The sequence below is a fragment of the Methylophaga sp. OBS4 genome, from assembly GCF_026319305.1.
GTDB lineage: Bacteria > Pseudomonadota > Gammaproteobacteria > Nitrosococcales > Methylophagaceae > Methylophaga.
Genome location: NZ_JAPDMV010000035.1, coordinates 1 through 23,025, shown reverse-complemented (window position 1 = coordinate 23,025; position 23,025 = coordinate 1). Strand labels below are relative to the sequence as shown.

Annotated in this window: 20 protein-coding genes; 6 read left to right on the top strand and 14 right to left on the bottom strand. The window is 49.9% G+C overall.

Annotated elements, in window-relative coordinates; all coding sequences use genetic code 11:
* Positions 1-59 precede the first annotated feature (59 nt).
* Positions 60-863, top strand: a complete 804-nt coding sequence (locus OMP95_RS10670; RefSeq protein WP_266328647.1) for a YgfZ/GcvT domain-containing protein — start codon at positions 60-62, stop codon at positions 861-863.
* Between the two features lie 49 nt (positions 864-912).
* Here the strand turns inward: OMP95_RS10670 and OMP95_RS10665 are convergent, their stop codons facing one another.
* From OMP95_RS10665 to suhB, 5 genes are all read right to left on the bottom strand, one after another.
* Positions 913-2,265, bottom strand: coding sequence for a sigma-54-dependent transcriptional regulator (locus OMP95_RS10665; protein ID WP_266328645.1), 1,353 nt, complete (start codon positions 2,263-2,265; stop codon positions 913-915).
* On the bottom strand, positions 2,265-3,869 hold the full coding sequence (locus OMP95_RS10660; RefSeq protein WP_266328643.1) for a sensor histidine kinase: 1,605 nt from the start codon (positions 3,867-3,869) through the stop codon (positions 2,265-2,267). Before OMP95_RS10660 ends, OMP95_RS10665 begins: the two co-directional genes overlap by 1 nt.
* Positions 3,866-4,087 carry a PP0621 family protein gene (locus tag OMP95_RS10655; protein ID WP_266328641.1) on the bottom strand — a complete coding sequence of 74 codons (222 nt, stop codon included), beginning with the start codon at positions 4,085-4,087 and terminating at the stop codon, positions 3,866-3,868. The genes OMP95_RS10660 and OMP95_RS10655 overlap by 4 nt, the downstream gene beginning before the upstream one ends.
* 226 nt (positions 4,088-4,313) lie before the next feature.
* Positions 4,314-6,146: a translational GTPase TypA gene (typA, locus tag OMP95_RS10650; RefSeq protein ID WP_266328639.1), complete on the bottom strand. Its 1,833-nt coding sequence runs from the start codon at positions 6,144-6,146 to the stop codon at positions 4,314-4,316.
* Between the two features lie 58 nt (positions 6,147-6,204).
* Complete coding sequence (gene suhB, locus OMP95_RS10645; protein WP_266328637.1) at positions 6,205-6,999, bottom strand: inositol-1-monophosphatase; 795 nt, start codon at positions 6,997-6,999, stop codon at positions 6,205-6,207.
* Positions 7,000-7,243: 244 nt separating this feature from the next.
* Here suhB and OMP95_RS10640 point away from each other — a divergent pair, with 244 nt between their 5' ends.
* Positions 7,244-7,543, top strand: coding sequence for an Lpp/OprI family alanine-zipper lipoprotein (locus tag OMP95_RS10640; protein ID WP_266328635.1), 300 nt, complete (start codon positions 7,244-7,246; stop codon positions 7,541-7,543).
* A 111-nt stretch (positions 7,544-7,654) separates the two neighbouring features.
* Here OMP95_RS10640 and OMP95_RS10635 read toward each other — a convergent pair whose 3' ends face one another.
* On the bottom strand, positions 7,655-8,818 hold the full coding sequence (locus OMP95_RS10635) for a L,D-transpeptidase family protein (protein ID WP_266328633.1): 1,164 nt from the start codon (positions 8,816-8,818) through the stop codon (positions 7,655-7,657).
* A gap of 141 nt (positions 8,819-8,959) precedes the next feature.
* Between OMP95_RS10635 and OMP95_RS10630 the strand changes: the two genes are divergently transcribed.
* On the top strand, positions 8,960-9,739 hold the full coding sequence (locus OMP95_RS10630) for an outer membrane protein assembly factor BamD (RefSeq protein ID WP_266328631.1): 780 nt from the start codon (positions 8,960-8,962) through the stop codon (positions 9,737-9,739).
* A 73-nt stretch (positions 9,740-9,812) separates the two neighbouring features.
* Here OMP95_RS10630 and OMP95_RS10625 read toward each other — a convergent pair whose 3' ends face one another.
* The 4 genes from OMP95_RS10625 to sucC are packed head-to-tail and all read right to left on the bottom strand — an operon-like array spanning position 9,813 to position 13,846.
* Positions 9,813-10,151 carry a P-II family nitrogen regulator gene (locus OMP95_RS10625; protein WP_266328629.1) on the bottom strand — a complete coding sequence of 113 codons (339 nt, stop codon included), beginning with the start codon at positions 10,149-10,151 and terminating at the stop codon, positions 9,813-9,815.
* 9 nt (positions 10,152-10,160) lie between these two features.
* The gene (locus OMP95_RS10620) at positions 10,161-11,801 is read right to left on the bottom strand and encodes an NAD+ synthase (RefSeq protein ID WP_266328627.1); all 1,641 of its coding nucleotides are present in this window, start codon (positions 11,799-11,801) and stop codon (positions 10,161-10,163) included.
* A complete protein-coding gene (gene sucD / locus OMP95_RS10615) occupies positions 11,802-12,677 on the bottom strand; it encodes a succinate--CoA ligase subunit alpha (RefSeq protein WP_266328625.1) in 876 nt (291 codons plus the stop codon).
* Complete coding sequence (gene sucC / locus OMP95_RS10610) at positions 12,674-13,846, bottom strand: ADP-forming succinate--CoA ligase subunit beta (protein ID WP_266328623.1); 1,173 nt, start codon at positions 13,844-13,846, stop codon at positions 12,674-12,676. Before sucC ends, sucD begins: the two co-directional genes overlap by 4 nt.
* Before the next feature lie 386 nt (positions 13,847-14,232).
* On the opposite strand from sucC, the gene pip reads away from it, so the two are divergent.
* Genes pip through OMP95_RS10595 form a run of 3 tightly spaced genes read left to right on the top strand, consistent with a single transcriptional unit; the run spans position 14,233 to position 16,353 of the window.
* Positions 14,233-15,198 carry a prolyl aminopeptidase gene (gene pip / locus OMP95_RS10605; RefSeq protein WP_266328621.1) on the top strand — a complete coding sequence of 322 codons (966 nt, stop codon included), beginning with the start codon at positions 14,233-14,235 and terminating at the stop codon, positions 15,196-15,198.
* Positions 15,195-15,656, top strand: coding sequence for a D-aminoacyl-tRNA deacylase (dtd, locus tag OMP95_RS10600; protein WP_266328619.1), 462 nt, complete (start codon positions 15,195-15,197; stop codon positions 15,654-15,656). Before pip ends, dtd begins: the two co-directional genes overlap by 4 nt.
* Positions 15,657-15,714: 58 nt before the next feature.
* Entirely contained in the window at positions 15,715-16,353 is a 639-nt protein-coding gene (locus OMP95_RS10595) for a lytic murein transglycosylase (protein ID WP_266328617.1), read from the top strand.
* Here OMP95_RS10595 and OMP95_RS10590 read toward each other — a convergent pair.
* The 4 genes from OMP95_RS10590 to OMP95_RS10575 all read right to left on the bottom strand — a co-directional run bounded on the left by OMP95_RS10590 (position 16,292) and on the right by OMP95_RS10575 (position 22,886).
* Positions 16,292-19,582, bottom strand: coding sequence for an EAL domain-containing protein (locus OMP95_RS10590; protein WP_266328615.1), 3,291 nt, complete (start codon positions 19,580-19,582; stop codon positions 16,292-16,294). The two genes, OMP95_RS10595 and OMP95_RS10590, sit on opposite strands and share 62 nt — an antisense overlap.
* A 55-nt stretch (positions 19,583-19,637) precedes the next feature.
* Entirely contained in the window at positions 19,638-19,844 is a 207-nt protein-coding gene (gene ccoS, locus OMP95_RS10585; RefSeq protein WP_266328613.1) for a cbb3-type cytochrome oxidase assembly protein CcoS, read from the bottom strand.
* A 2-nt stretch (positions 19,845-19,846) separates the two neighbouring features.
* Positions 19,847-22,309 carry a heavy metal translocating P-type ATPase gene (locus OMP95_RS10580; RefSeq protein WP_266328611.1) on the bottom strand — a complete coding sequence of 821 codons (2,463 nt, stop codon included), beginning with the start codon at positions 22,307-22,309 and terminating at the stop codon, positions 19,847-19,849.
* Between the two features lie 73 nt (positions 22,310-22,382).
* Complete coding sequence (locus OMP95_RS10575) at positions 22,383-22,886, bottom strand: FixH family protein (protein WP_266328609.1); 504 nt, start codon at positions 22,884-22,886, stop codon at positions 22,383-22,385.
* Positions 22,887-23,025 lie beyond the last annotated feature (139 nt).

The window sequence follows — 23,025 nt, the reverse complement described above, 5'->3', positions numbered from 1 at the left end:
GTTTCACCTTCGCCTCTGTTGTGTTATGAAAATAGGGATGAAAAAAAGGATATTCACGGATGAAGGTCAGTATCGGTCGTTCCTTTCTTATTTTGTGCTATTTATGCACGGCACATGGTTGCGCTGTTTTGCAGTTGATCCGCAGACAACAGGACTATCTTATCGTGTTACCGGCTGAGCTTGCCGACAGTATATTCCAGCGCCTGAAAATGTTTATTTTACGTAGCAAAGTCAGTCTGGAAATGCTCAGTGATGAGCAGGTACTGTTTGGACTTGTCGAACCGGTTGCAAATGATGGACTTGATTTACCGGCTTCAGACTGGTTTGGTGAAAAAAACGATAATTCGCTGATTATCAAACAAGCCGGTAACCCGAACCGGTATCTGGTGCTGGCAACGGCACAGGATGCAGCCGGTCTGGCTGACAAACTGTTCAAGCAGGGCTGGCAGATCGGCGCTGAAAACCTGTGGCAGTATTTGGATATCAAAGCAGGGTTGCCGATGGTTTTCTTGCAGAGCAAGGAGCAGTTCACTCCGCAGCAAGTCAACTTGGATCTGGTCGGCGGCGTCAGTTTCAAAAAAGGCTGTTATCCGGGGCAGGAAGTCGTAGCCCGCCTGCATTATCTCGGCTCCCCCAGCCGCAGAATGTTTCTGGCCGTTATCAACACCGATCTTCTGCCGGAGCCCGGCACTGCGGTTAAAGACGCAGCAGGAGAAACGTTAGGACATGTTGTGCAAGCCCAGTTCGCATCTGAAAATGAAGTGCTATGCCAGCTGAGCATGAAGCTGAGTGCAACGGATCGGGACGCCTTTATCAACGAAGCAGCCGTTGCAGAGCTGACTGCACTGGCTGAAGAGGAGTAAGCGTCTGTTCAAAATTTCCCGCTAAATCACGGCGGAAAGGGAACGTCTCTCAATCTAGCTCTAGTTTTTTCAGTTTATATCGTAGTGCTCTGAAGGTAATACCCAGCTTTTTGGCAGCGGCCGTTTTGTTCCAGCGCGTCGCTTCCAGTGCCTGCATGATCAGCTGACGCTCCTGATTTTCCAGCCGTGACTCCAGATCCTGACTGGAAAACTGGGCCGGAGGAGACTCACTATCCGGCGCAGTGATGTGCTGGTGATGTGCTGGCAACATCAGATCGTCCATTTCTATGGTACTGCCGTCTGACCAGGTCATCGCCCGTTCAAGGATATTTTCCAGTTCACGGACATTGCCGGGAAAGGCATAAGCCTGCAGCGCTTTCATTGCCGCAGCTGAAATAAGCGGCACCTCCCGCTGATTTTTTGCAGCCAGTTTTTGCAAAATATGGGCCGCCAATAATGGAATGTCGGCTTGGCGTTTGCGCAGCGCCGGCACAGCCAGCTCAATCACATTAAGACGGTAGAACAAGTCTTCCCTGAAACTGCCTTCCTGCACACAGGCAGTAAGGTTTTTATGCGTCGCCGAGAGAATGCGTACATCCACATTGACTTCTTCATTTCCTCCCACCGGCCGAATCGCTTTTTCCTGAATCGCACGCAGCAGTTTAACCTGCATCATCAGCGGCAGATCGGCTACTTCATCAAGAAACAGGGTACCGCCATCGGCGGCCTGAAACAGCCCCTGCTTGTCGGCTACCGCACCGGTGAATGCACCTTTTTTATGACCAAAGAATTCACTTTCAACCAGATCGGCAGGAATCGCGCCGCAGTTAATCGGCACAAAAGGCGCATCGGTCCTAGCTCCCAAGTCGTGGATCAGACGTGCGACCAACTCCTTACCCGTTCCAGACTCACCGGTGATATATACCGGCGCCTGACTGCGGGCCAGTTTGGTTATTTTGCCACGCAAGGAACGAATGAGACCAGTATCCCCCAGCAACCTGTCTCGTGACCGCCTCTCTTTAACATGAGGTTTTTCCGGAGATAATTTCAGTGCCGCACTCACCAGATCCCGCAGCATTCTGAGTTTGAGCGGTTTGGAAACAAAATCAAAAGCACCGGATTTAAGGGCTTCCACCGCCAGATCAACATTACCATGTGCGGTAATCACCGCTACCGGCAGCTCCGGACACTGCTTTTGTAAGGTCTTAACAAAATCCAAACCACTGCCATCAGGCAATCGCATATCCGTAAAGCACAGATCAAATTTCTGCTGTTTCAAGGCCTGATGGGCCTGTGCCAGATTTTCAGCCGTCACGCAGTCAATCGACATCTCTGACAACGTCATTGTCAGTAGTTCGAGAATATCCGGTTCGTCATCAATAACCAGCGCTTGTCGGTTCATTACTCTATATATTCCTGCCATTCACCGGGAAAGCTAATACGAAAACTACTGCTTTGCAACTCATCAGCCAGATAACTGAGCCGGGCGCCGTTGGCCTGACACAATTCCCTTGCCAGATACAGGCCCAGTCCCGTGCCCCCCTGACGTTGTGAATAAAAAGGTTCAAACAAATGCTCACGGGCCTGATCCGTCACGCCGGGTCCATTATCCGTGACGTCAATAAAGATTTCATTGTCTGACATTGCCTGTTTTACTTCAATTCTGGGCAAAGAGGTATCTGCATCAGAATAATGCCAGGCATTATCCAACAGGTTCCACATCACTTGATGCAACTGTTCCGGATCCATGAATACTTTTACCAGCGGAGAGTCAGTATGCAGTGTTATCTCCTGTTCGTTTGCCCCTTTGATATCACAAAATTCTGCAATAAACTTTTCCAGCCAGGGCACCAGCACCACCGCAGTCGGCTTCACAGTCTTGCGGCGACTCATCTGCAGCACCGTTTCAATGATGTTGTTCACACGCAGACTGTGACGGTGAATAATGTCAGTCAGCTTGGTAATGGTCTGATCATGTTGTTTATGTTCAGCCAGCAATTCTCCGGCGTGACTGATGGCACCGAGTGGATTACGGATTTCATGGGCAATACTGGCGGTCAGTCGCCCCAGTGAAGCCAGTTTCAGTTGTTGCGCTTGTTGCGCCATGGCCGAAGTATTTTCGATATAAATCAGGATCTCACCACTATCCAGTTTGGTCGCTGTCGCACGTATTTCAGGTAAATCGGCTCTGGCCTGGAAGGGCTCAAAAGGCTGTGGGTTGTGATGTTGCCAAAGCAATAGCTGCCCGGCAAGTTCCGGCACCGTATCTTTCAAATTAAAACCGGGGAAGGTGCGTTCAATCCCCAGCAGATTACTGGCAGACTGATTGAACATCGTCACTTTGCCATGACGGTCCAGCGCCAGAACGCCGATCTGCATGCGACTGATAATGTGCTGATTAAGCACAGCCAGGTTGGCGACATCACGCGCCCTCTCTTCAGCCAATACCTGCGAACTCTGCATTTTATGCGACAACCACTGCGCCAGCCAGGCCGTGATAAAAAATGTCGCACCCAGAATACCGGCCTGACTGTACTTGGTCACATCATCACCGGAAAATTGTGAATAACTGACTTCCAGCAACACAGCCAGCGTGGCGATAGCTGCAATAAAGGCCGCCAGTCTCCCCGGAATCAATGCGCCGCCCGCCACCACTACAACCAGTAACAGAGAGCCTAAACCGGTTTTCAAGCCGCCGCTGGCGTGCATGATCAATATCAGCGCCACAATATCGATTACTAGCTGAAGTTTTATCTGGGTCGCAACCACACCCCAACGCTTGAAAGTAAAAAGCAGCAATATCAATGCTGTCAGCAGATAAAGCTGGCTGACACTGGTATAAAGCTTGGGATCAGTTTCACCGAGAAATTCCGGCGGTAGTTTCAAATAAAAAACAAAAAACAATACCGCCGCCAGAAAAAAACGATATCCGGCAAATACTGTCAGCGCACGCCAGGTTGCCGGATCTTGGCCTGATGCCTGGCGCAGATCAACCGATTGACTCATTTTGACTGGCGATGCGCCTCAAGGTGTTCGACACAACAGAAGAATTGCCGGTTGTCCTTCAGTGCCTCGTTTTCCACGATATGCAGGCCACAGTGTTCGCATTTGACCATACTCTCGGTGCTGCCTGATGACAGTGGCGGTCTGCCGCTCTTTCTGAGCAGATTACTGATGATGATATAAAGCAGTAATGCAATGGCAAGCAAAACCAGAATTCTCATGTTTCACCTCATAAAAAAGGGTACCTCAATAGGATACCCTTTTTCTCTGTGTTATTGGACAAGACCAGTGCTCCTTCAAGGTGATAATTTAGGGTTCAGCGTCCCTGTGGTGTTCTGCCGCAAGGCGCGGTGCGCAGGCAATGACTTATTCCCTTGTCAAGCACCGTAACACCGCCATGTTTGCAGCCAGGCCAACTGAATACCAAATTATCACCTTGACGGAGCACTAACCGCGAGAAGCACGTTTGCGCTCATGTTCCAGCAGGAATTTCTTACGCACGCGCAGTGATGCCGGGGTCACTTCCAACAGCTCGTCATCACCAATAAACTCCAGCGCCTGTTCCAGACTCATGCGAATCGGTGGCGTGAGCGAGATCGCTTCATCAGTACCCGATGCACGAACGTTAGTCAGCTGCTTGCCTTTCAGCGCATTGACGACCAGGTCATTGTCACGCGAGTGAATACCGATCACCATGCCTTCATACACTTCATCGCCGTGACCAATAAACAAGCGGCCACGTTCCTGCAGGTTGAATAAAGCGAAACCAACCGCTTTGCCGACACCGTTCGCAATCAATACACCATTGATACGTTTGCCGAAGCTACCGGCTTTCATCGGCGCATAATGATCGAATACGCTATAAATCAAACCGGTCCCCTGGGTAGCAGTCAAAAACTCGGTACGAAAACCAATCAAACCGCGTGAAGGTATAATAAAGTCCAGACGCACACGGCCTTTGCCATCCGGCGCCATATCCTGCAGCTCGGCACCACGCTCACCCATTTTTTCCATTACCGTACCTTGATGGCTGTCTTCGACATCAATGGTGACAGCTTCAAATGGCTCTTCTTTTACGCCGTCTTTTTCACGGATAATCACTTCCGGACGAGACACACCCAGTTCAAAACCTTCGCGGCGCATGTTTTCAATCAATACTGATAAATGAAGTTCGCCACGACCAGAGACTTTGAACTTGTCCGGATCTTCAGGGGATTGATCCACGCGCAAAGCCACGTTATGAATCAATTCCCGTTCCAGACGTTCTTTGATTTGGCGGGTGGTAATGAATTTACCTTCCTTGCCGGCAAACGGTGAATTATTCACCTGGAAAGTCATGGTGACCGTCGGTTCATCCACAGACAATGGCGGCAGGGACTCAACAGCATTCGGATCACACAAGGTATCGGATATGTTCAACGGATCGACGCCGGTAAAAGCAATAATGTCGCCGGCCTGTGCATGTGACACTTCCTCGCGCTGCAAGCCCATAAAGCCCATAACCTGCTGCACACGACCATTACGGGTTTTACCTTCACGATCGACAACCGTGACTGGCGTATTGGTTTTGACGCGGCCACGCTCGATCCGGCCAACCCCGATAACACCGACATAGCTGTTGTAGTCCAGAGACGAAACCTGCATGCGAAACGGCCCGTCAACATCCACATCAGGTGGACTGACTTTATTCACGATCATTTCAAACAACGGCGTCATATCACCTTCACGCACACTGTCATCCATGCCGGCAAAACCGTTCAGACCTGAAGCATAAATAACTTCAAAATCCAGCTGCTGGTCACTGGCGTCCAGGTTCACAAACAAATCAAAAGTCTGATTCAGCACCCAGTCGGGTCGTGCGCTCGGTTTGTCGATTTTGTTGATGACAACAATCGGTTTCAATCCCAGAGCCAGCGCTTTTTGCGTCACAAAACGAGTTTGCGGCATCGGGCCTTCAGAGGAGTCGACTAACAGTAATACCGAATCCACCATTGACAATACACGCTCTACTTCACCACCGAAGTCGGCATGGCCCGGGGTATCCACAATGTTGATGTGATAATCATTCCAGCGAATTGCGGTATTTTTGGACAGGATGGTAATGCCGCGTTCACGTTCCAGGTCATTGGAATCCATCACCCGTTCCTGCAACTCTTCGTGTTCACCGAAAGTACCAGACTGCCGCAACAGTTGATCGACCAGCGTAGTTTTGCCATGGTCAACGTGCGCAATAATTGCGATATTGCGTAATTTATTTATGTCTCTTACGTTATTTGTCATTATCTTAAATTCTGTGTTTGCATGAGAAACATGCGAAAAATGAAGCCCGAAGGGCGCTTTATTTGAGTGGCTCTTTCAGGTGAGGTTGCAATTTATCAAGCATCAGTTTATGGACACCAAAACCGGCGGCAACCACATTGCCTTTATCGAACAGTTGATCACCACCGGCAAAGTCGGTGACCAGACCACCTGCCTCTTCCACCAGTAACAAACCAGCTGCCAGATCCCAGTTCTGCAAACCGATTTCCCAGTAGCCATCGAGACGCCCTGCCGCAACATATGCCAGATCCAGTGCGGCAGACCCGGCGCGGCGGATATCGGCCACCAGCGGGAACAGGGCATTAAAGCTGGCCATGTAACTATCGTGGTGTTGTGGATATTTAAAAGGGAAGCCCGTGGCCAGTAAGGAATCGGTCAATTCCCGTCTTTTGGTGACACGCAGTCTGCGGTCATTGAGCTTGGCGCCGTCGCCGCGGCTGGCAGTAAACAACTCATCACGCAACGGATCGTAAATCACAGCATGTTCAACGCGGCCTTTTACCCGCACCGCAATCGACACACAGTAATGCGGGAAACCATGTAGAAAGTTGGTAGTGCCATCAAGTGGATCTATTACCCAAACAGTATCGTTATCACCGGTATTACCCGACTCTTCCGCCATGATAGCGTGGTCGGGATAAGCTTTTTTGATAACTTTGATAATTTCCTGTTCCGCCAGGTGATCAACGTCAGACACATAATCATTACGCCCTTTGGTAGTGATTTCAAGGTGTTCGACATGTTGCAGAGAGCGCATGATCAGACTGCCCGCATTACGGGCTGCCCGAACCGCTATATTCAGCATTGGGTGCATAGACTAGTTTTTCCAGAGCAGTTGAGCATGATGCGACCCGAACCTTCGGGAATGAGCCACATCCAAAAACGGGTAATTATAGCAAGTATTTACCAGCTGTTATGTAGCTTTGTAGAATCAGTTCGCATTTTTGCTGGCCTACGTTGGACAGTAAAAATATTTACTGTTAGCCTCGTGTTTTATGTTGCGATTAGCAATATAATAACGATGCCAAAATCCAACTGGTACTTTTAAGGAGAATAAGATGAAAAAATTAGTAAAACTGGGTGCTGTAATTCTGCCTTTAGTTTTGTTGACTGCTTGTGCCAACACAGCTGAAATGGAAGCATTGAAAGCCTCTGTCGAATCAGCACAATCAACTGCTGATTCAGCTCTGGCTGCTGCCCGCAATGCACAAAGCACTGCTGATACTGCCCAGCGCACTGCTACAGATGCAGAACTGGCTGCGATGAATGCCCAGAAATCTGCTGATGATGCTCAAGCTACCGTAGATGAATGCTGTGCAAAAATTGACCGTATGTTTGAAAAAGCAATGAGCAAGTAATTTTTTGCTGCTATGCAAAAAAGCCGGAATCCAGTTCCGGCTTTTTTTTTGCGCTGCATTTTGCCATGAATAAATAAAGTCCCTTAATTTCAGGGCCCGTCTGACATCATGTTATAAAGCGTCACTGGATACCTGGACTGTCCACACCGAAATGCCGGCTATGCTACTGACTTGGCTTGCCAGCGCATCTGCCTCATCCTTGCTATTGAAAGGCCCAATCAGGATTTCCCCCTGCGCACCGGCGCTAAGCGGCCAGAACAAATCATTGAGTTTTAACGTTGTAACAGCATGACGCGCTTTAGCAATTGCCTCCTGACTGAGGCCGGAATGAATAAACCATAAATCCTCAACGATATCGAGTTCACTCTCTGCCTGTCGCTTGACTATACCTTTGTTCTGACGCACCAACGTCTCAACAAAAGGCCACTGCTCATCACTAAGCAAACGATCCTGGGCATTCAGGATCGCTGACACCATCGGGGTCATATTATTGCCTTGACGCTGGTCAATATCCTGCTGCGGTTTGTGTGCCTCCAGATAAAGCTGGCCGTTGCGCGCACCTGCTTTGTATGGCTGATAAACAATTTCAACCGGTGTGTTACTGGGCGTCACAGCAAACAAATGCTCAATATCTTCCGGAAATAAGCGGATACAGCCATGACTCACTCGCAGCCCCACTCCGAACGGCTTATTGGTACCGTGCAGCAAATAGCCGGGCATTGATAATCGCATCGCGTAGGCACCTAATGGATTATCAGGGCCTGCCGGAACAACGCGCGGTAAGGGGTCGCCTTTTTCGAGATGTTCTTGCCTGATAGATTCAGGAGGCGTCCAGGTAGGATCTTTTCTCTTCTCGGTCACTCTGGCTTTACCCAGTGGTGTTGCCCAGCCCTCGCGGCCGATACCAATTGGATGGGTAATCACCCGCTGTGGCGGATTACCGGTGCGTTTCGGATAATAATAGAGCCTCATCTCAGCAATGTTAATCACAATACCCTCACGTACAGCGTCCGGCAAAATAAAACGCGTGGGCAGGATTACACGGGTATTGTCACCCGGCAACCAGGGATCAATATCCGGATTGGCATCAACAATATCGCCATAACCCAGATCAAAACGACGGGCAATATCTAGTAGTGTATCCTCTGCATGGCTGTAAATTACCATGTTATGACCGATAACACTGCTGGCTTCATCATTGATTTCGAATGTGGTCGCGGAAAGCGGAGCCGAGATGAATAAACCAATAGCGACCGTAACTAAATGACGCAACATGTACGTTTCCTGTTTTGAAACTTAAAACTCCTATTGTACTGGATTATCAGGTTTTCATAATTAGTAAAAACGTGCTTTGACACACAAAAAGGGCTAAGATCAGCCTTTACCTAAAACCCACAGCTAGCGTAATCTAAGCCAATGAAGAAATACTACCTGCCCTTGATTCTATGTCTGACCAGCCTGTCCGGCTGTGCCTTTTTTGCCAAAGAAGAAGTCAAAGCTGATGAAAGCTGGACCGTTGAACGGGTCTATTCAGAAGCCAAAGCGGCATTGAACCTAGCCGATTACCAGAAGGCCATTCAGTATTACGAACAGCTGGAAGCACGTTTCCCTTTTGGCGAGTATGCCCAGCAGGCTTTGTTGGAATCAGCTTATGCGCACTACAAATCAGATGATCCGGAAACAGCTATCGCCACTTTGGACCGTTTCATGCGGGTTTATCCGCTGAACCCGAATATTGATTACGCTATCTATCTTCGTGGCCTGGTTAACTTCCATCGCGACATAGGCCTGATTGAGAAATATGTGCCGCGCGACGAATCGCAACGGGATCCTGGCGCCGCAGAAGATGCCCTACGCGATTTCTCGGCCCTGGTAAAACGTTATCCGAAAAGCAAGTATGCGGAAGATGCCGCCCAACGCATTGTGTATCTGCGTAACCGCCTGGCGCAGCATGAAATTAACGTGGCACATTACTATATGCGCCGCGGCTCCTATATTGCTGCCGCCAACCGTGGCAAATATGTCCTGGAAAATTATCCACGCACACCGGCCATGCCCGAGGCACTGGTGGTCATGGCCAAGGCCTATAAGATCATGGAAATGTACGACTTGTCAGAAGATGCCTTGCGCGTATTGGAATTGAACTATCCTGGTCATCCAGGTGTGGCTGAAGTGCGCAAAACCAAGGTAGAGTAGGTGATCCGGCAGCGAGCGTTGCCGGCAGAATCAGCAGCACTACTCAGAGCCTGTTATGAACAGGCTCTAATATTCAGATAGCTTCTTCGCCTTCTTCACCAGTACGAATACGCACAGCACGTTCCAGCGAAGTCACAAAAATCTTGCCGTCACCGATACGGCCGGTATGTGCAGCCTGAATAATGGCTTCAATGACCGAATCAACCGCTTCATCTGATGTCACAATTTCCAACTTCACTTTCGGCAGGAAATCGACGACATATTCTGCACCGCGATAAAATTCAGTGTGTCCTTTCTGGCGACCAAAGCCCTTGACCTCAGTGACGGTCATACCGGTAACTCCGATTTCTGATAAAGCCTCACGTACATCATCGAGCTTGAAAGGTTTGATAATCGCTTCTATTTTTTTCATCGCATTTCCTTACTCTATTGTTGAGGTCACAGTGTAGCCTGACGTAATCGGGTAACGCCTGTCGCGACCAAAAGCACGGCTGCTGATCCGGATTCCCGGTGGTGCCTGTCGTCGCTTGTATTCGTTACGATCCACCATTTTTATCACCCTTGCAACCATTTCGGCATCGTGCCCTTCAGCTACCATATCTTCAAAACAGTTGTCATCGGCAATATAACGTTCCAGCAGAACATCCAGTATTTCATAGGGTGGCAGACTGTCCTGATCATACTGATCAGGTGCCAGTTCGGCCGATGGCGGACGGGTAATAATACGCTCGGGAATCACTGGTGACAGGCTGTTCCTATAATAGCTCAGTTTATAAACCAGCGTTTTATAGACATCTTTCAAAGGTGCATACCCCCCCGCCATATCCCCATAAAGCGTTGAGTAACCCACAGCCATCTCACTCTTGTTACCGGTAGACAGCACCATAGAGCCGGTTTTATTCGATAACGCCATCAAAATAATACCTCGGCAACGGGCCTGAATATTTTCTTCCGTGGTATCAACCGGCAAACCGGCAAACTGCTCCGACAAGGTAGCAAGAAATTGTTCAAATACCGCCTCAATCGGCATCAGACTGTATTTGACACCCAGTCCTTCAGCCATGGCCTTGGCATCGTCCAGGCTGATTTGTGCGGTATAGCGGGACGGCATCATCACCGCATGCACACGTTCGGCGCCGATAGCATCTACCGCCAGCGCCAACGTCAGGGCGGAATCAATCCCGCCGGACAGCCCCAGCACAACGCCGGGAAAATGATTTTTCTCGATATAGTCGCTAAGACCGGTTTTCAGCGCTTTGTAGATCATTGCCAGCTCATCTTCCTTATCCGCCAGATCCCCGCTGATAAGGAGCCTGCCTGACTCGTCACGGCCGACAGTGAATGGAAACAGGCCTGAATCAAAAGCCGGGGCTCTTGCCACTTTGTTGCCTTTTGAATCCAGCGCAAAAGAACAGCCATCAAAGACCAGCTCGTCCTGTCCGCCCACCTGATTAACATAAATAATCGGCAGCCCCGTCTCCGCTACCCGCTTTCTGACTTCAGTTTCACGCAATTGCCATTTACCGCGGCGAAATGGCGAGGCATTGAGGTTGACAATAAGCTCGGCTCCGGCATCCATCGCCTGACTGGCCGGGGCGGTAAACCAGATATCCTCACATATCGTAATTCCGATACGATATCCCTTAAAGTCAACGACACAAGCCTCTTTGCCTTCAACAAAATAGCGTTTTTCGTCAAATACGCTGTAATTGGGCAGATTCTGCTTGAAATAAGTGGCGATGATCTCGCCATCATGAATAAAAGACGCGGCGTTATAGAGTTCTTTCCTGACCTCACCATCCGGATGACCGATCAACACGGCAACATTGCTGAGATGCTTTTTCAGGTTCAGCAACGCTTTATCCACACGCTTGAGCAAACCCGGCCGCAGTAATAAATCCTCGGGCGGATAGCCGGTCAACGTTAACTCGGGAAAGATAACCAGATCGGCCTTAAACTCATCACGAGCCTGGTGCGCGGCGGTAATGATCTTCAGCACATTCCCCGCCACATCGCCGACAACAGGATTGATCTGGCCCATAACCAGCGTCAAGGCTTGCATTTATCTGGCTTCCATCGCCGCCAGTATGCAGTCACCAATTTCAGCCGGAGAACGCGCAATACGCGCACCCGCTGCTTCCAATGCTTCCAGTTTGGCTTCGGCAGTACCGGTACCGCCGCTGATAATGGCGCCGGCATGACCCATACGCTTACCGGGAGGGGCAGTCAGTCCAGCAATATAAGCTACGACGGGTTTGGTTACATGGTCTTTGATAAACGCGGCAGCGTCTTCTTCGGCATGGCCACCAATTTCACCGACCATCACAATCCCTTCGGTCTGCGGATCCCGTTCAAACATTTCCAAACACTCAATAAAGTTCATGCCATGAATCGGATCACCGCCGATACCGACACAGGTACTTTGCCCCAGCCCGTTGTGTGTCGTCTGGTGCACGGCTTCATAAGTCAAAGTACCGGAACGCGACACAATGCCGATTTTACCGGGTTGATGAATTGCGCCGGGCATAATACCGATTTTGCATTCGCCGGGCGTAATCAGTCCGGGACAGTTCGGGCCAATCAGTCTGGCCTCACTGCCTTTTAAGGCATGTTTAACTCGCAGCATATCCTGAACCGGAATTCCTTCGGTAATACAGGCAATAATTTTAATGCCCGCATCGGCAGCTTCCAAAATGGCATCGGCAGCAAACGCCGCCGGTACATAAATCATGCTGGCATCAGCACCGGTAACTTCAACGGCTTCGTGAACAGTATTGAAGACCGGTTTATTCAGATGCAGCTGCCCGCCCTTGCCCGGGGTCACACCGCCGACAAACTGAGTACCGTAAGCAATAGCCTGCTCAGAATGGAAAGAGCCCTGTTTACCGGTAAACCCCTGACAAATCACTTTGGTGTCACGATTCACTAAAATACTCATGCATTTGTCTCCTGGGCGGCCGCCACTGCCTGTCTGGCCGCATCGGTCAGATTTTGGGCCGCGAAAATGCTCATTTCACTGTTGGCAAGCAACTCACGACCGATGGCCGCATTGGTACCTTCCAACCTGACGACCACCGGCAGCGTCAACGCCACCTCTTTTGCCGCCTGAATAATGCCTTCGGCAATCAGATCACAACGCACGATACCACCAAAAATATTGACCAGAATCGATTTGACCTTGCTGTCTGAAAGAATCAACTTGAATGCCTCTGCCACACGATCAGCTGTTGTACCACCGCCAACATCAAGGAAGTTGGCAGGTTCCCCGCCTTCTTTCTGGATCAGATCCATCGTCGCCATGGCCAGTCCGGCCCCATTGACCATACAGGCAACATTACCATCCAGCGAGATGTAGTTGAGACCATATTCACGAGCGATCACTTCCGCTTCATCTTCCTGAGTGGCGTCAAACATCTCGGCCAGTTCGGCATGTCGGAACAAGCCATTGTCATCCAGATTGATTTTGGCATCCACCGCAAGCAAGTCCCCTTCGCCGGTGACCACCAGCGGATTGATTTCCACCAGGCTGGCATCATTTTCCGTAAACAGGCGATATAAACCCTGCATCAATTTTTGCAGTTGTTTGAATGCTTCACCAGTGAGTCCCAGAAAAAAGCCGGCACGGCGGCACTGGTATGGCTGTAAACCTACGACCGGGTCAATATACAAATTGAGAATCGCTTCAGGTTGCTCTTCGGCCACTGCTTCGATATCCATGCCCCCTTGTGCGGACACCATAAACACGATGCGCTGGCTGCTACGATCCAGCAATACGGCAAGATAGATTTCACGGGCGATATCGGTCGGTTTCTCTACCAGCACCTGAAGAACAGGCAAACCCTCTGCTGTGGTCTGATGCGTCACCAGCCGCTGGCCCAACATGGCCTCGGCCGCAGACTCAACCGCATCAAGGGTGTTAACCACTTTAACGCCACCGGCTTTACCGCGCCCGCCAGTGTGAACCTGAGCTTTGACCACCCAGCGTTCTCCGGTCAGTAATTCTGCTGCCTGCCTCGCCTGAGCAGCCTCTGTCACCACCTGTCCCTGCGGGGTGGGCACACCGTAGCGATTGAATAATTGTTTGGCCTGAAATTCGTGCAGGTTCATTTTCTTATCTTGCCTTGGTTATCATAGCGGTCATATCAATGACTGATACATAATGTAAACAGCATATTTTCTCGCAATAGAAAGATAATTACCATCATTAGGGTCTGTTGACGTTTCGCCTACACCAGTGCTGGAGGCTATTTTTGTGTCCGGCAAGGCGGAAAGGGCGTAAAGCAGTTATTCTATATGAGCGGTTGACAAAGACGCTGGGCGCAAAAATAATCCCGGATCTCCGCTTGTTTTATGAAAAAATACCCATCATGGCGGGAGAATGAGATTTGCGAGTACATCCTTGTATCTTGCAAACTGCACACCTCATGCTTTAATTGGCAAAATTTTAGTCACAACAGTGACCATTCAATTAGTGTTAACAGGCTCTGACTAACATGCTGTCGCTTTATCCGGATATCGAACCTTACCGCACACATCAACTGGAAATGGAACCGCTAAGCAGCGGCCAGAAACATCAGATCTTTGTCGAAGAATGCGGCAATCCGGACGGGATTCCCGTGGTGTTTCTCCATGGCGGCCCCGGCTCTGGTTGCCGCCCGCAACATCGCTGTTATTTCAACCCGGATCAATATCGCATCATTTTATTCGATCAGCGGGGTTGTGGCCGTTCTCTGCCCAGCGGCGAACTGGAAAACAACAGCACCGACTTTCTGATTGCGGATATGGAACGGATCCGTGTCGAGTTAAAAATTGATAAATGGGCCATGTTTGGCGGCTCCTGGGGCGCCACGCTGGGTTTGTGCTATGCCCGTAAGTATCCGCAGCATGTGCTGGCGATGATTCTGCGGGGAATATTTCTCGGCCGCCAGCAGGATATTAACTGGGTTTATGCCGAGGGGGGGGCTTCCCGACTGTTTCCGGATGCCTGGCACAAACTGGTGGCAGACTTGCCAGAGTCGGCGAGAGCACAGCCATTAGCGGCTTATTTTGACAAACTGACTGACGATGACGAGGCGGTGCAATTAGCCGCGGCGCAAAGCCTGAACAGCTGGGAAGGCACTATTGTCACTTTGCGTGATCATGAAATTGCAGCGGATCTGGAACAAACACCCGGCCCGCTTGCCCATTCGCGGGTGCAACTGCATTTTGCACTCAATGACTGTTTTATCGGTAATCAGCCGATTCTGGATGAGTTGTCTTCTTTACGGACGATTCCGACTCAAATCATTCACGGCCGTTACGATATCGTCTGCCCGCTACAGCAGTCCTGGTCGCTGAAACAAGCCTGGCCGGAAGCGGAATTGACCATCTTGCCATTGACCGGTCACGCGGCAGGTGAACCCTCAATGATTGATGCATTGGTCAGGGCGACCGATCAGTTGGCCGTTGAATTATCATGATTGCTTTGCTGCAACGTGTCAGTCACGCCAGTGTTGCTGTCGACGGAAAAACCATCGCAGAGATTCAACAAGGATTACTGGTATTTGTTGCCATAGAGAAGTCGGACGACAAAGCACAAGCCGATCGCCTGTTACAAAGGCTGCTGGGGTACCGGCTGTTCAGTGATGCCGATGATAAAATGAACCTGTCGATTCAGGATCTGCATGGTGGTTTGTTGTTGGTACCGCAATTTACTTTAGCTGCTGATACCCATAAAGGTCTGCGGCCCAGTTTTAGCCCGGCGGCAGAGCCCCGGCATGGACGTCAGCTGTTTGACTATTTCGCCGGGCAAGCCAGAAAGCAGTATCCGCATACTGCCTGCGGCCGTTTTGGTGCTGATATGCAGGTCAGCTTGACGAATGACGGGCCGGTGACCTTCTGGTTACAGGTCAGCAATGAAAAACATAGCGAGTACTAATGTTAGTGTAGTGTCCTGAATGACTACTTTATCCAGGACACTACACTAGGATTGATTTATGCGTTTATTGAGAAATTTTATTATCGGACTGGTGCTGGTGCTTATCGGCATCGCAGCGCTGTTGCTGGTACCCTCGCCACAGCCGCCTGCTTCCAAACCCTGGGAAGTGACCTTGATGCCCGATGGTAACAGCAAAGTTCTGGGTATACATCTGGGACAAACCCGTTACGGAGAGGCGCAAACTGCATTAGGTATATTCGGCGAAACCGCGATTTTTACCGATTCCGATAACCGTGCCAGTGTTGAAGCCTATTTTGACAGTATCAATCTGGGCGGTTTGTCGGCAAAACTGGTGTTAAACCTGGCTGTCTCGGAACAGCAACTGGCGTCTATGCTATCAAGGGCAACAGCCGGTAAACTCCAGCCCAGCGGTGCGCGTCAGCACGAACTCCATGAGCGGGATCGCATCGCACTGCTACAGGCACCGGTTAAGGCGATTACCTATATCCCCTCGGTACGACTGGATAAAGAAATGTTAACGGCCCGCTTTGGTGAGCCCGCTGAAATCAAAACATCCGCTGAAATATCGGCCACTGAAACCTGGTTTTATCCTGATATCGGCTTGCAGGTGGAACTCAACCCGGAACAGAAAACGATCTTGCTCTACCGTGCTCTGAATACTGTTCCTGATGCATAAATTCAATAAATGCGGCTTTATCAACCGGCCTGCTGAAGTAATAGCCCTGTGCACAATGGCATTGATGCGCCTGTAAAAAGGCCAGTTGCTCGGCTGTTTCGACGCCTTCAGCGATAACACGAAGTTGCAGACTGTGGGACATTGCCATAATCGCATCAACAATGGCAGCATCATCATGATCATGGGTTACATCACGGACAAATGTGCTGTCAATTTTCAGTACATTAAGCGGAAACTGCTTCAGATAAGACAGCGATGAATAACCAGTGCCAAAGTCATCAATGGCGAGACTGATATTCATATCACTCAGCTCGCGTAAAGTAGCCACAGCCAGTTCGGTGTCATCCATCAGCGTGCTCTCGGTGATTTCGAGCTCCAGATTAGCCGCCGGCATCCCGGTTTCAGCCAGTAAATGACGGATACTGCTTGCCAGCCTGCCGCCCTTGAACTGACGCCCGGACAGGTTGACCGCAATCATAAAATCAGCGGGTAGCCGGTCTTGCAGCTCAAGATAAGTCTCACAGGCCTGCCGCAAAATCCATTCGCCAACCTGCCCGATTAAACCGGTATCCTCCAGAATCGGAACAAAACGTGACGGCGGAATCTCGCCCCATTGGACACTGTTCCAGCGTAACAACACCTCTGCTCCCGCCAGCGTGCCGCTGACCAGATCAATCTGTGGCTGGTAATGGAGATAGAATTCCTGCTGTTCGACCGCCCGGCGCAGCGCCGTTTCCATCGCCAGTCGCTGTGCCGCTTCAGCGTTCATCTCGGCAGAATAGAACTGAAAGTTATTACGGCCGAGTTTCTTGGCATGATACATGGCAGCATCGGCATTGCGGATCAGCATATCCACATCACGCCCGTCGGCCGGATACAGACTAATGCCGATACTGGGACTGATATTCACCTCCGTGCCATCAATTTCGTAGGGTTGAGACATGACATAAATGACCTTTTCCGCCACTTTGCCAACATATTCCGCCGATCTGATATCCTCAAGAATCAAGGTAAATTCATCACCCCCCAGACGGGCAACGGTATCGCCTTCACGGACGCAAGACTTGATTCTTCTGGCCGCCTCTTCCAGCAAGATATCGCCCGCTTTGTGACCCAGCGAATCATTGATATGTTTGAAATGATCCAGATCAAGAAAAAATACCGCCAGACGCCCGGAATTACGATGTGATTTGTGTATGGCATGTTCCAGCCGGTCATTAAATACACCGCGATTGGGCAGACCTGTCAGCGCATCAATGCTGGCCAGTTTGGTCAGTCTTTCCTCATTTTCACGCTGGTTGGTGACATCCTCGAACAGCCAGATGGAGCCGTGCAAAGGATTATCGGTATCAATAGCCTTACCCGACATGGCACACCAGAAACTTTCACCATTTTGTCTAATCAGCTCCAACTGCGCTTCATAACTGTCGCCCTGTCCCAGTACATCATAAGCCTGCTCGCCAAATTGCTCATAAGCTCGACCATTGGGATAAAGACAACGCGTGCTGCCCCCTTCAATCTGATTACGGTGATAACCAAACAGTTGTTCAAACTTGTGATTCACCCGAATAAAGTGCCGATCCCGGATAAAGGCAATTCCTACCATGGCATTTTCAAGAATCGCATTCAACTCGGTTGTGGTTTGCTGCAATTGCTTGTCAGTCTGTTTCCAGGCCGTAACATCAGAAATGACACATACCCACACATCACCATCGACACTGTTGATTCTGCTGAGTGACACCCACATTGACATGAAGGAGTTATCGAAACGCCGCCCCTCAAATTCATTGCCGCTCTCCGCACAGTTAACAATGTCTTCGATAGTAGCTATCTGCTCGGTGTCGGCAAAAAAGCTCAGCAGACTTTGTCCGGCCAGTTCAGCTTCATCGGCATGTAATACTCGCGCGGCGGCCGGATTAGTCTTTTGAATAATGCCTTTATCCGACAGGGTCAGAATGGCTTCCGGCACACTATTGAGGATGGCCCGAATATGCTGCTCACTGGACTGCAAAGAGTGTCTCGCTTCAGCAAATGCCACTATCAATTGCTCGGTGTTTTCAGCAAACAGGTTAAAATCATGGGCCAGCGAAGACACTTCATTCCGGGTGTCTGTTTGAACCATTCTGGTCTCAAACCTGCCTTCAGATAGAGCATGCATGGCATATCTGATGGCAAACAAAGGTTGGCTGATGCCGCGGAAAAGCAGATAGGCAAATGCCACCATCCCCAAGATTATCAGTACACTAAGCACAATAATCTGCCAACGGGTTCGATCAGCCAGTTGCGCATTTTTGGCCACTGATTGATAGGTTTGTTGATTCACCGAGCCAGCCAGCTGGATCAATTTGTTCATGATAACTGTCATCACGGCAATCGCACTCTGCTGACTTTGTTCCAGCAAAGTCTGAGTGAGGATGCGTTTTGTATGCAAGGCATACAGTCCTTGCTCGCCGATGATGAGCTCAATCAATATCCGTATGTCTTGTTGCAAATCTTCTACAGCCTGTCGGACGGCGGGGAATCCAGCCAGACGGCTACTCAAACTTGCAAGCTGCTTATTTATTTGTGTTTGCAAAGGCTGTAACTGTTGTTGTGCAAGTCTTTCTATAGCTTCATCATCGTTCAGCGCAAATGATTTGAAATTAAGCACGGTCAGTTCATAAGCCGCCGGACGCAATAACTGAATCAGTCCGACCCCATCGGCAATATTGTTATTTCTGAGTTTTGTTTCCAGGCTGTCGAGCTGTTGTTTGACCTTGCCCGCTTGAATTTCAATGTCATCACTGTGCCGGTTAAGCGTATCCCTGAGCGACAGCGTCTGATGTTTGAGGGTGAACACCTCATCATCCAGACTGAGAAAATCCTGGTAATACTCAAATAATGAATTGACCAGCACCCGGTCGGTCTCATCGGTCTCCAGTACTTTCGACAATCTTAACCAGTTTTGTTGAAAGGTTTGCTCCAGCACCTCGCGTGATGGCTGTTGTTGTAATGCTAAGGCGGATTCACTGATTATGATTTGTTTCTGGCGGTTAACCAGGGCGGACGCAACACTGTTCAATTGCCGGCTACTGTTTTCCAACGGCAATAATTGCCCAGTAAAAGCCGATTGCGTGGAAGAAATAAGGCTGTTGGCATAATTGGCCATAACAGCCATTATGATCACCACAATCACAGTGGTGGTTGCCCAGAACTGGAGAAGCTTTTTGATACTCCAGTCTTTAAACATTGTATTCCTTTATATCAGGCATCCAGTTATTCCACTTTGTTGCTCAGCTAGTATTTCATTTATTGCGTTCAGACGGTTCCTGCTGCGATGACTTGTCTTGTTCAGACTTCACCATATCATCATCGTCATCATCCATCAGCACCCGGTTTGCAGCGCCGTCCATATCATCGTACTGGCCGTTACGAACAGCCCAGAAAAATACTGCCACGCCGATAATGCCCAGCAGCAACATACCCGGCAGCAGACCATATATCACTTCCATGACTACCTCTTGAATGTACGACCGATTCTGGCAGCATTGCCGATCACCAGTAACGAACTGATCGGCATGGTAATGGCAGCTACCAGAGGACTGACCAAAGCCATCATAGCCAATGGCACCATGATAACGTTGTAACTTATCGATAATACAATATTCTGCCGGATGGTACGCAAAGTACGCGCGGCCAGCTGACGGGCTTCCGCCACCTTATTTAATTCCTGATGCGATAACACCACATCGGCGCTGGCTACTGAGACATCCGTACCCGAAGCCATGGCAATACCCACATCGGCCTGTATCAGTGCCGGTGCATCATTCACCCCGTCACCGACCATAGCCACCACGTCTCCATTTTGTTGTAACTGCCTGATCACATCAGATTTGTCCCTGGGCAATACTTCGGCTTTTCTGTCGATTTGTCCCAACCCGGCCGTGACCGCTGCAACCACCGCCTGCCGATCACCGCTCAATACGGTTACCGCAATATTCGATTTGATAAGGTTTTGGACTGTTTCGGCGGCATCTTCCCGTAACGTATCAACCAGTCCAAGCAAACCTTCAATATTCTCCTCAACAGCAATCAACACACAACTGACACCCCGTTGTTCCAGTTCAGAAAGTCGTTGCGACTGTTCTGCATTGATCTCCAGCGCCTGGGTCTGCAACCAGGCACGTGTTCCCACCATGACTCTTTTGTTATCGACCACAGCTTGCACACCTTTACCCGGTGTCGAATTGAACCGGCTGTTGGCAGAGAGTTTCAGTCCGTTTTTTTCAGCTGAATAACAGATCGCGTCAGCAATACCATGCTCTGAGTGTTGCTCCACCGAGGCTGCAAGACGCAGTAATTCTTTTTCATCCAGCCCGTGAAAACTTTGAATATCGGTGACCTGCAGTTTCCCTTCCGTCAGGGTGCCGGTTTTATCGAATACAAAATGATTTACCTGCGACAATCGCTCTAATGCCGCACCCTGTTTCACCAGAACCCCCCGACTGGCGCCGACGCCCGTCGCCACCGCTACCGACATCGGTGTCGCCAAACCAAATGCGCAGGGGCAAGTCACAACCAGCACAGACGTAGCTGCGAGCAATGCCGTCTCAAAATCAAACGATAGCCAATAAACAAACGTGATGGTAGCCAGCGTTAGCGTGACCAATACAAACCAAGGCACAATTCTGTCCGCTATGCGCTGAATCGGTGCTTTTGATGCCTGCGCCTCGTCCATCAGTGCCACGATTTTGGCCAGCGCAGTATTACGCAGCACCTGCTGTGCCCGAACTTTGAATGCCCCTTCACCATTGATACTGCCTGCCACAACTTGATCGTTTTCTTGTTTTGGCACAGGTAGTGATTCCCCGGTCAGCATCGATTCATCAACAGCACTCTGACCGTATTCGATAATACCGTCCACCGGTACTTTTTCACCCGGTTTAACTAGCAATAAATCACCGATCTGTACTGAGCGGATAGGCACGATTCGTGTTTCACCCCCCTCTACCCGGGTGGCCAGCTTGGGCTGCAATTCAAGTAATCTGCGGGTGGCCGACAACGCCTGGCGTTTTGAAATCGCCTCAAGGTAACGCCCGACCAGAATCACAAACAGAAAATTCACGACGGTATCGAAATATACCTCGCCGGTAACCGAGTCGGTCATCGTTACATAAGTGGAATAAAAATAGGTGGCACTGGCACCGATCGCTATCGGCAAATCCATAGTCAGATAACGCCGGCGCAGCCCAATCAGACCGTTACGAATAAAGGGATACCCTGAATAGAACAGAGTCGGCGTTGCTATCAGAAAACCTATCCAGTGGAACCAGTTGCGAAATGCGCCTTGATCCGCGCCGCTGTACAGGGCGATCGAAATCCACATCAGATTCATCATCGCAAAACCGGCAAATGCCATGCGATAAAGCAGGCCTCTGTGTCGCCGGGCCAGCGCCCCTTCCGCAGTTTCAGGATCAAACGGCACCGCCGCATAGCCAATCTGTGCTAAGGCATGCAGAATCTTCGACAATGAAGTTTTGTGATTATCCCAACGCAGTTTGAGGCGTTTGGCCGTCAGGTTGACCTCTGCATTCAGCACACCCGGTTGTTTTGCCAAGGCGTGTTCAATCAGCCAGACGCAGGCCGCACAATGTATGCCTTCAACCAGTAGGTGGATAGTGCGTTGCGGCATCAAACTATCAACATAATCTGCCTGCACTTCATCCAGATCATAGGCGCTGAGTTCTGCAGGCACTTCCGGCGGCGGTGCCAGCACTGCCCCCTTCGGGGTTTTATGGTAGAAACTTTGCAGACCGGTGGCATAAATTGTCTGACACACTGTCAGACAGCCATAACAGCAGAATTCACGGTCAATATCTGCAATCTCCACCGTGAACGTGCCCTTGTCTTCAACAGGTAAACCGCAGTGATAACAACTCTGTGACAAAACGTATTCTGCTTTTGAGGCAAGTCCCATTTTCATACTCGTGATATCGTGAATTTCCAAGTATCGCCGGTATATGCGACCTGCTATCGTTTAATGAACGGAATCAGGGATCGATTCTGATTCGGCGCGTAATGACAAATTCACTCTCACCTTGCTTGGCTTCCACGATAATATCCCAGGTGCCGGGCAGGTTGAAACTGATATCGGTGACATAACTGCCATGTCCGGATTTCTGCATTTCCGCAGAAAAGTCGGCACGGGCATCAGACGGCCGATAGGCAAAGAAAGTAACCGAATCCAGCAACAGTCCCGCCGAGTTTTTACCGGTGATCATCGCTTCATAAGTCTGCGTCTGATTGACTCTGGACTTTGTCGGCACCATCAGTACCCCAGACCAACCCAGTGACTTTTCCTCAGCAATACGTTCACGGGTTTGCTCATAAGCTTCGCCTTTCTCATAAAAATCTTTTACCACCAGATTAGGTGGTGACTCAAAAGCCAGATAGATAAAAATGGCATTTGCTGCCAGAAATACGAATAAAAATGTCAGCATGCCCAAAACCCAAGGGTTGCGCATTGCTTGACTGTTCTCTTGCGAAATTTTCATTCTGTTCCTCACTCAGGCCCCATAAACATACTCTGATAAGAAGCAGAGATAGCCGGGTTGTTCAGCACTTGAGCCGTAAACTCTATCGGCGCCAGCCCCTCTTGAAGCTGACCATCAGCCACCCTGACCAAGGCCGTAA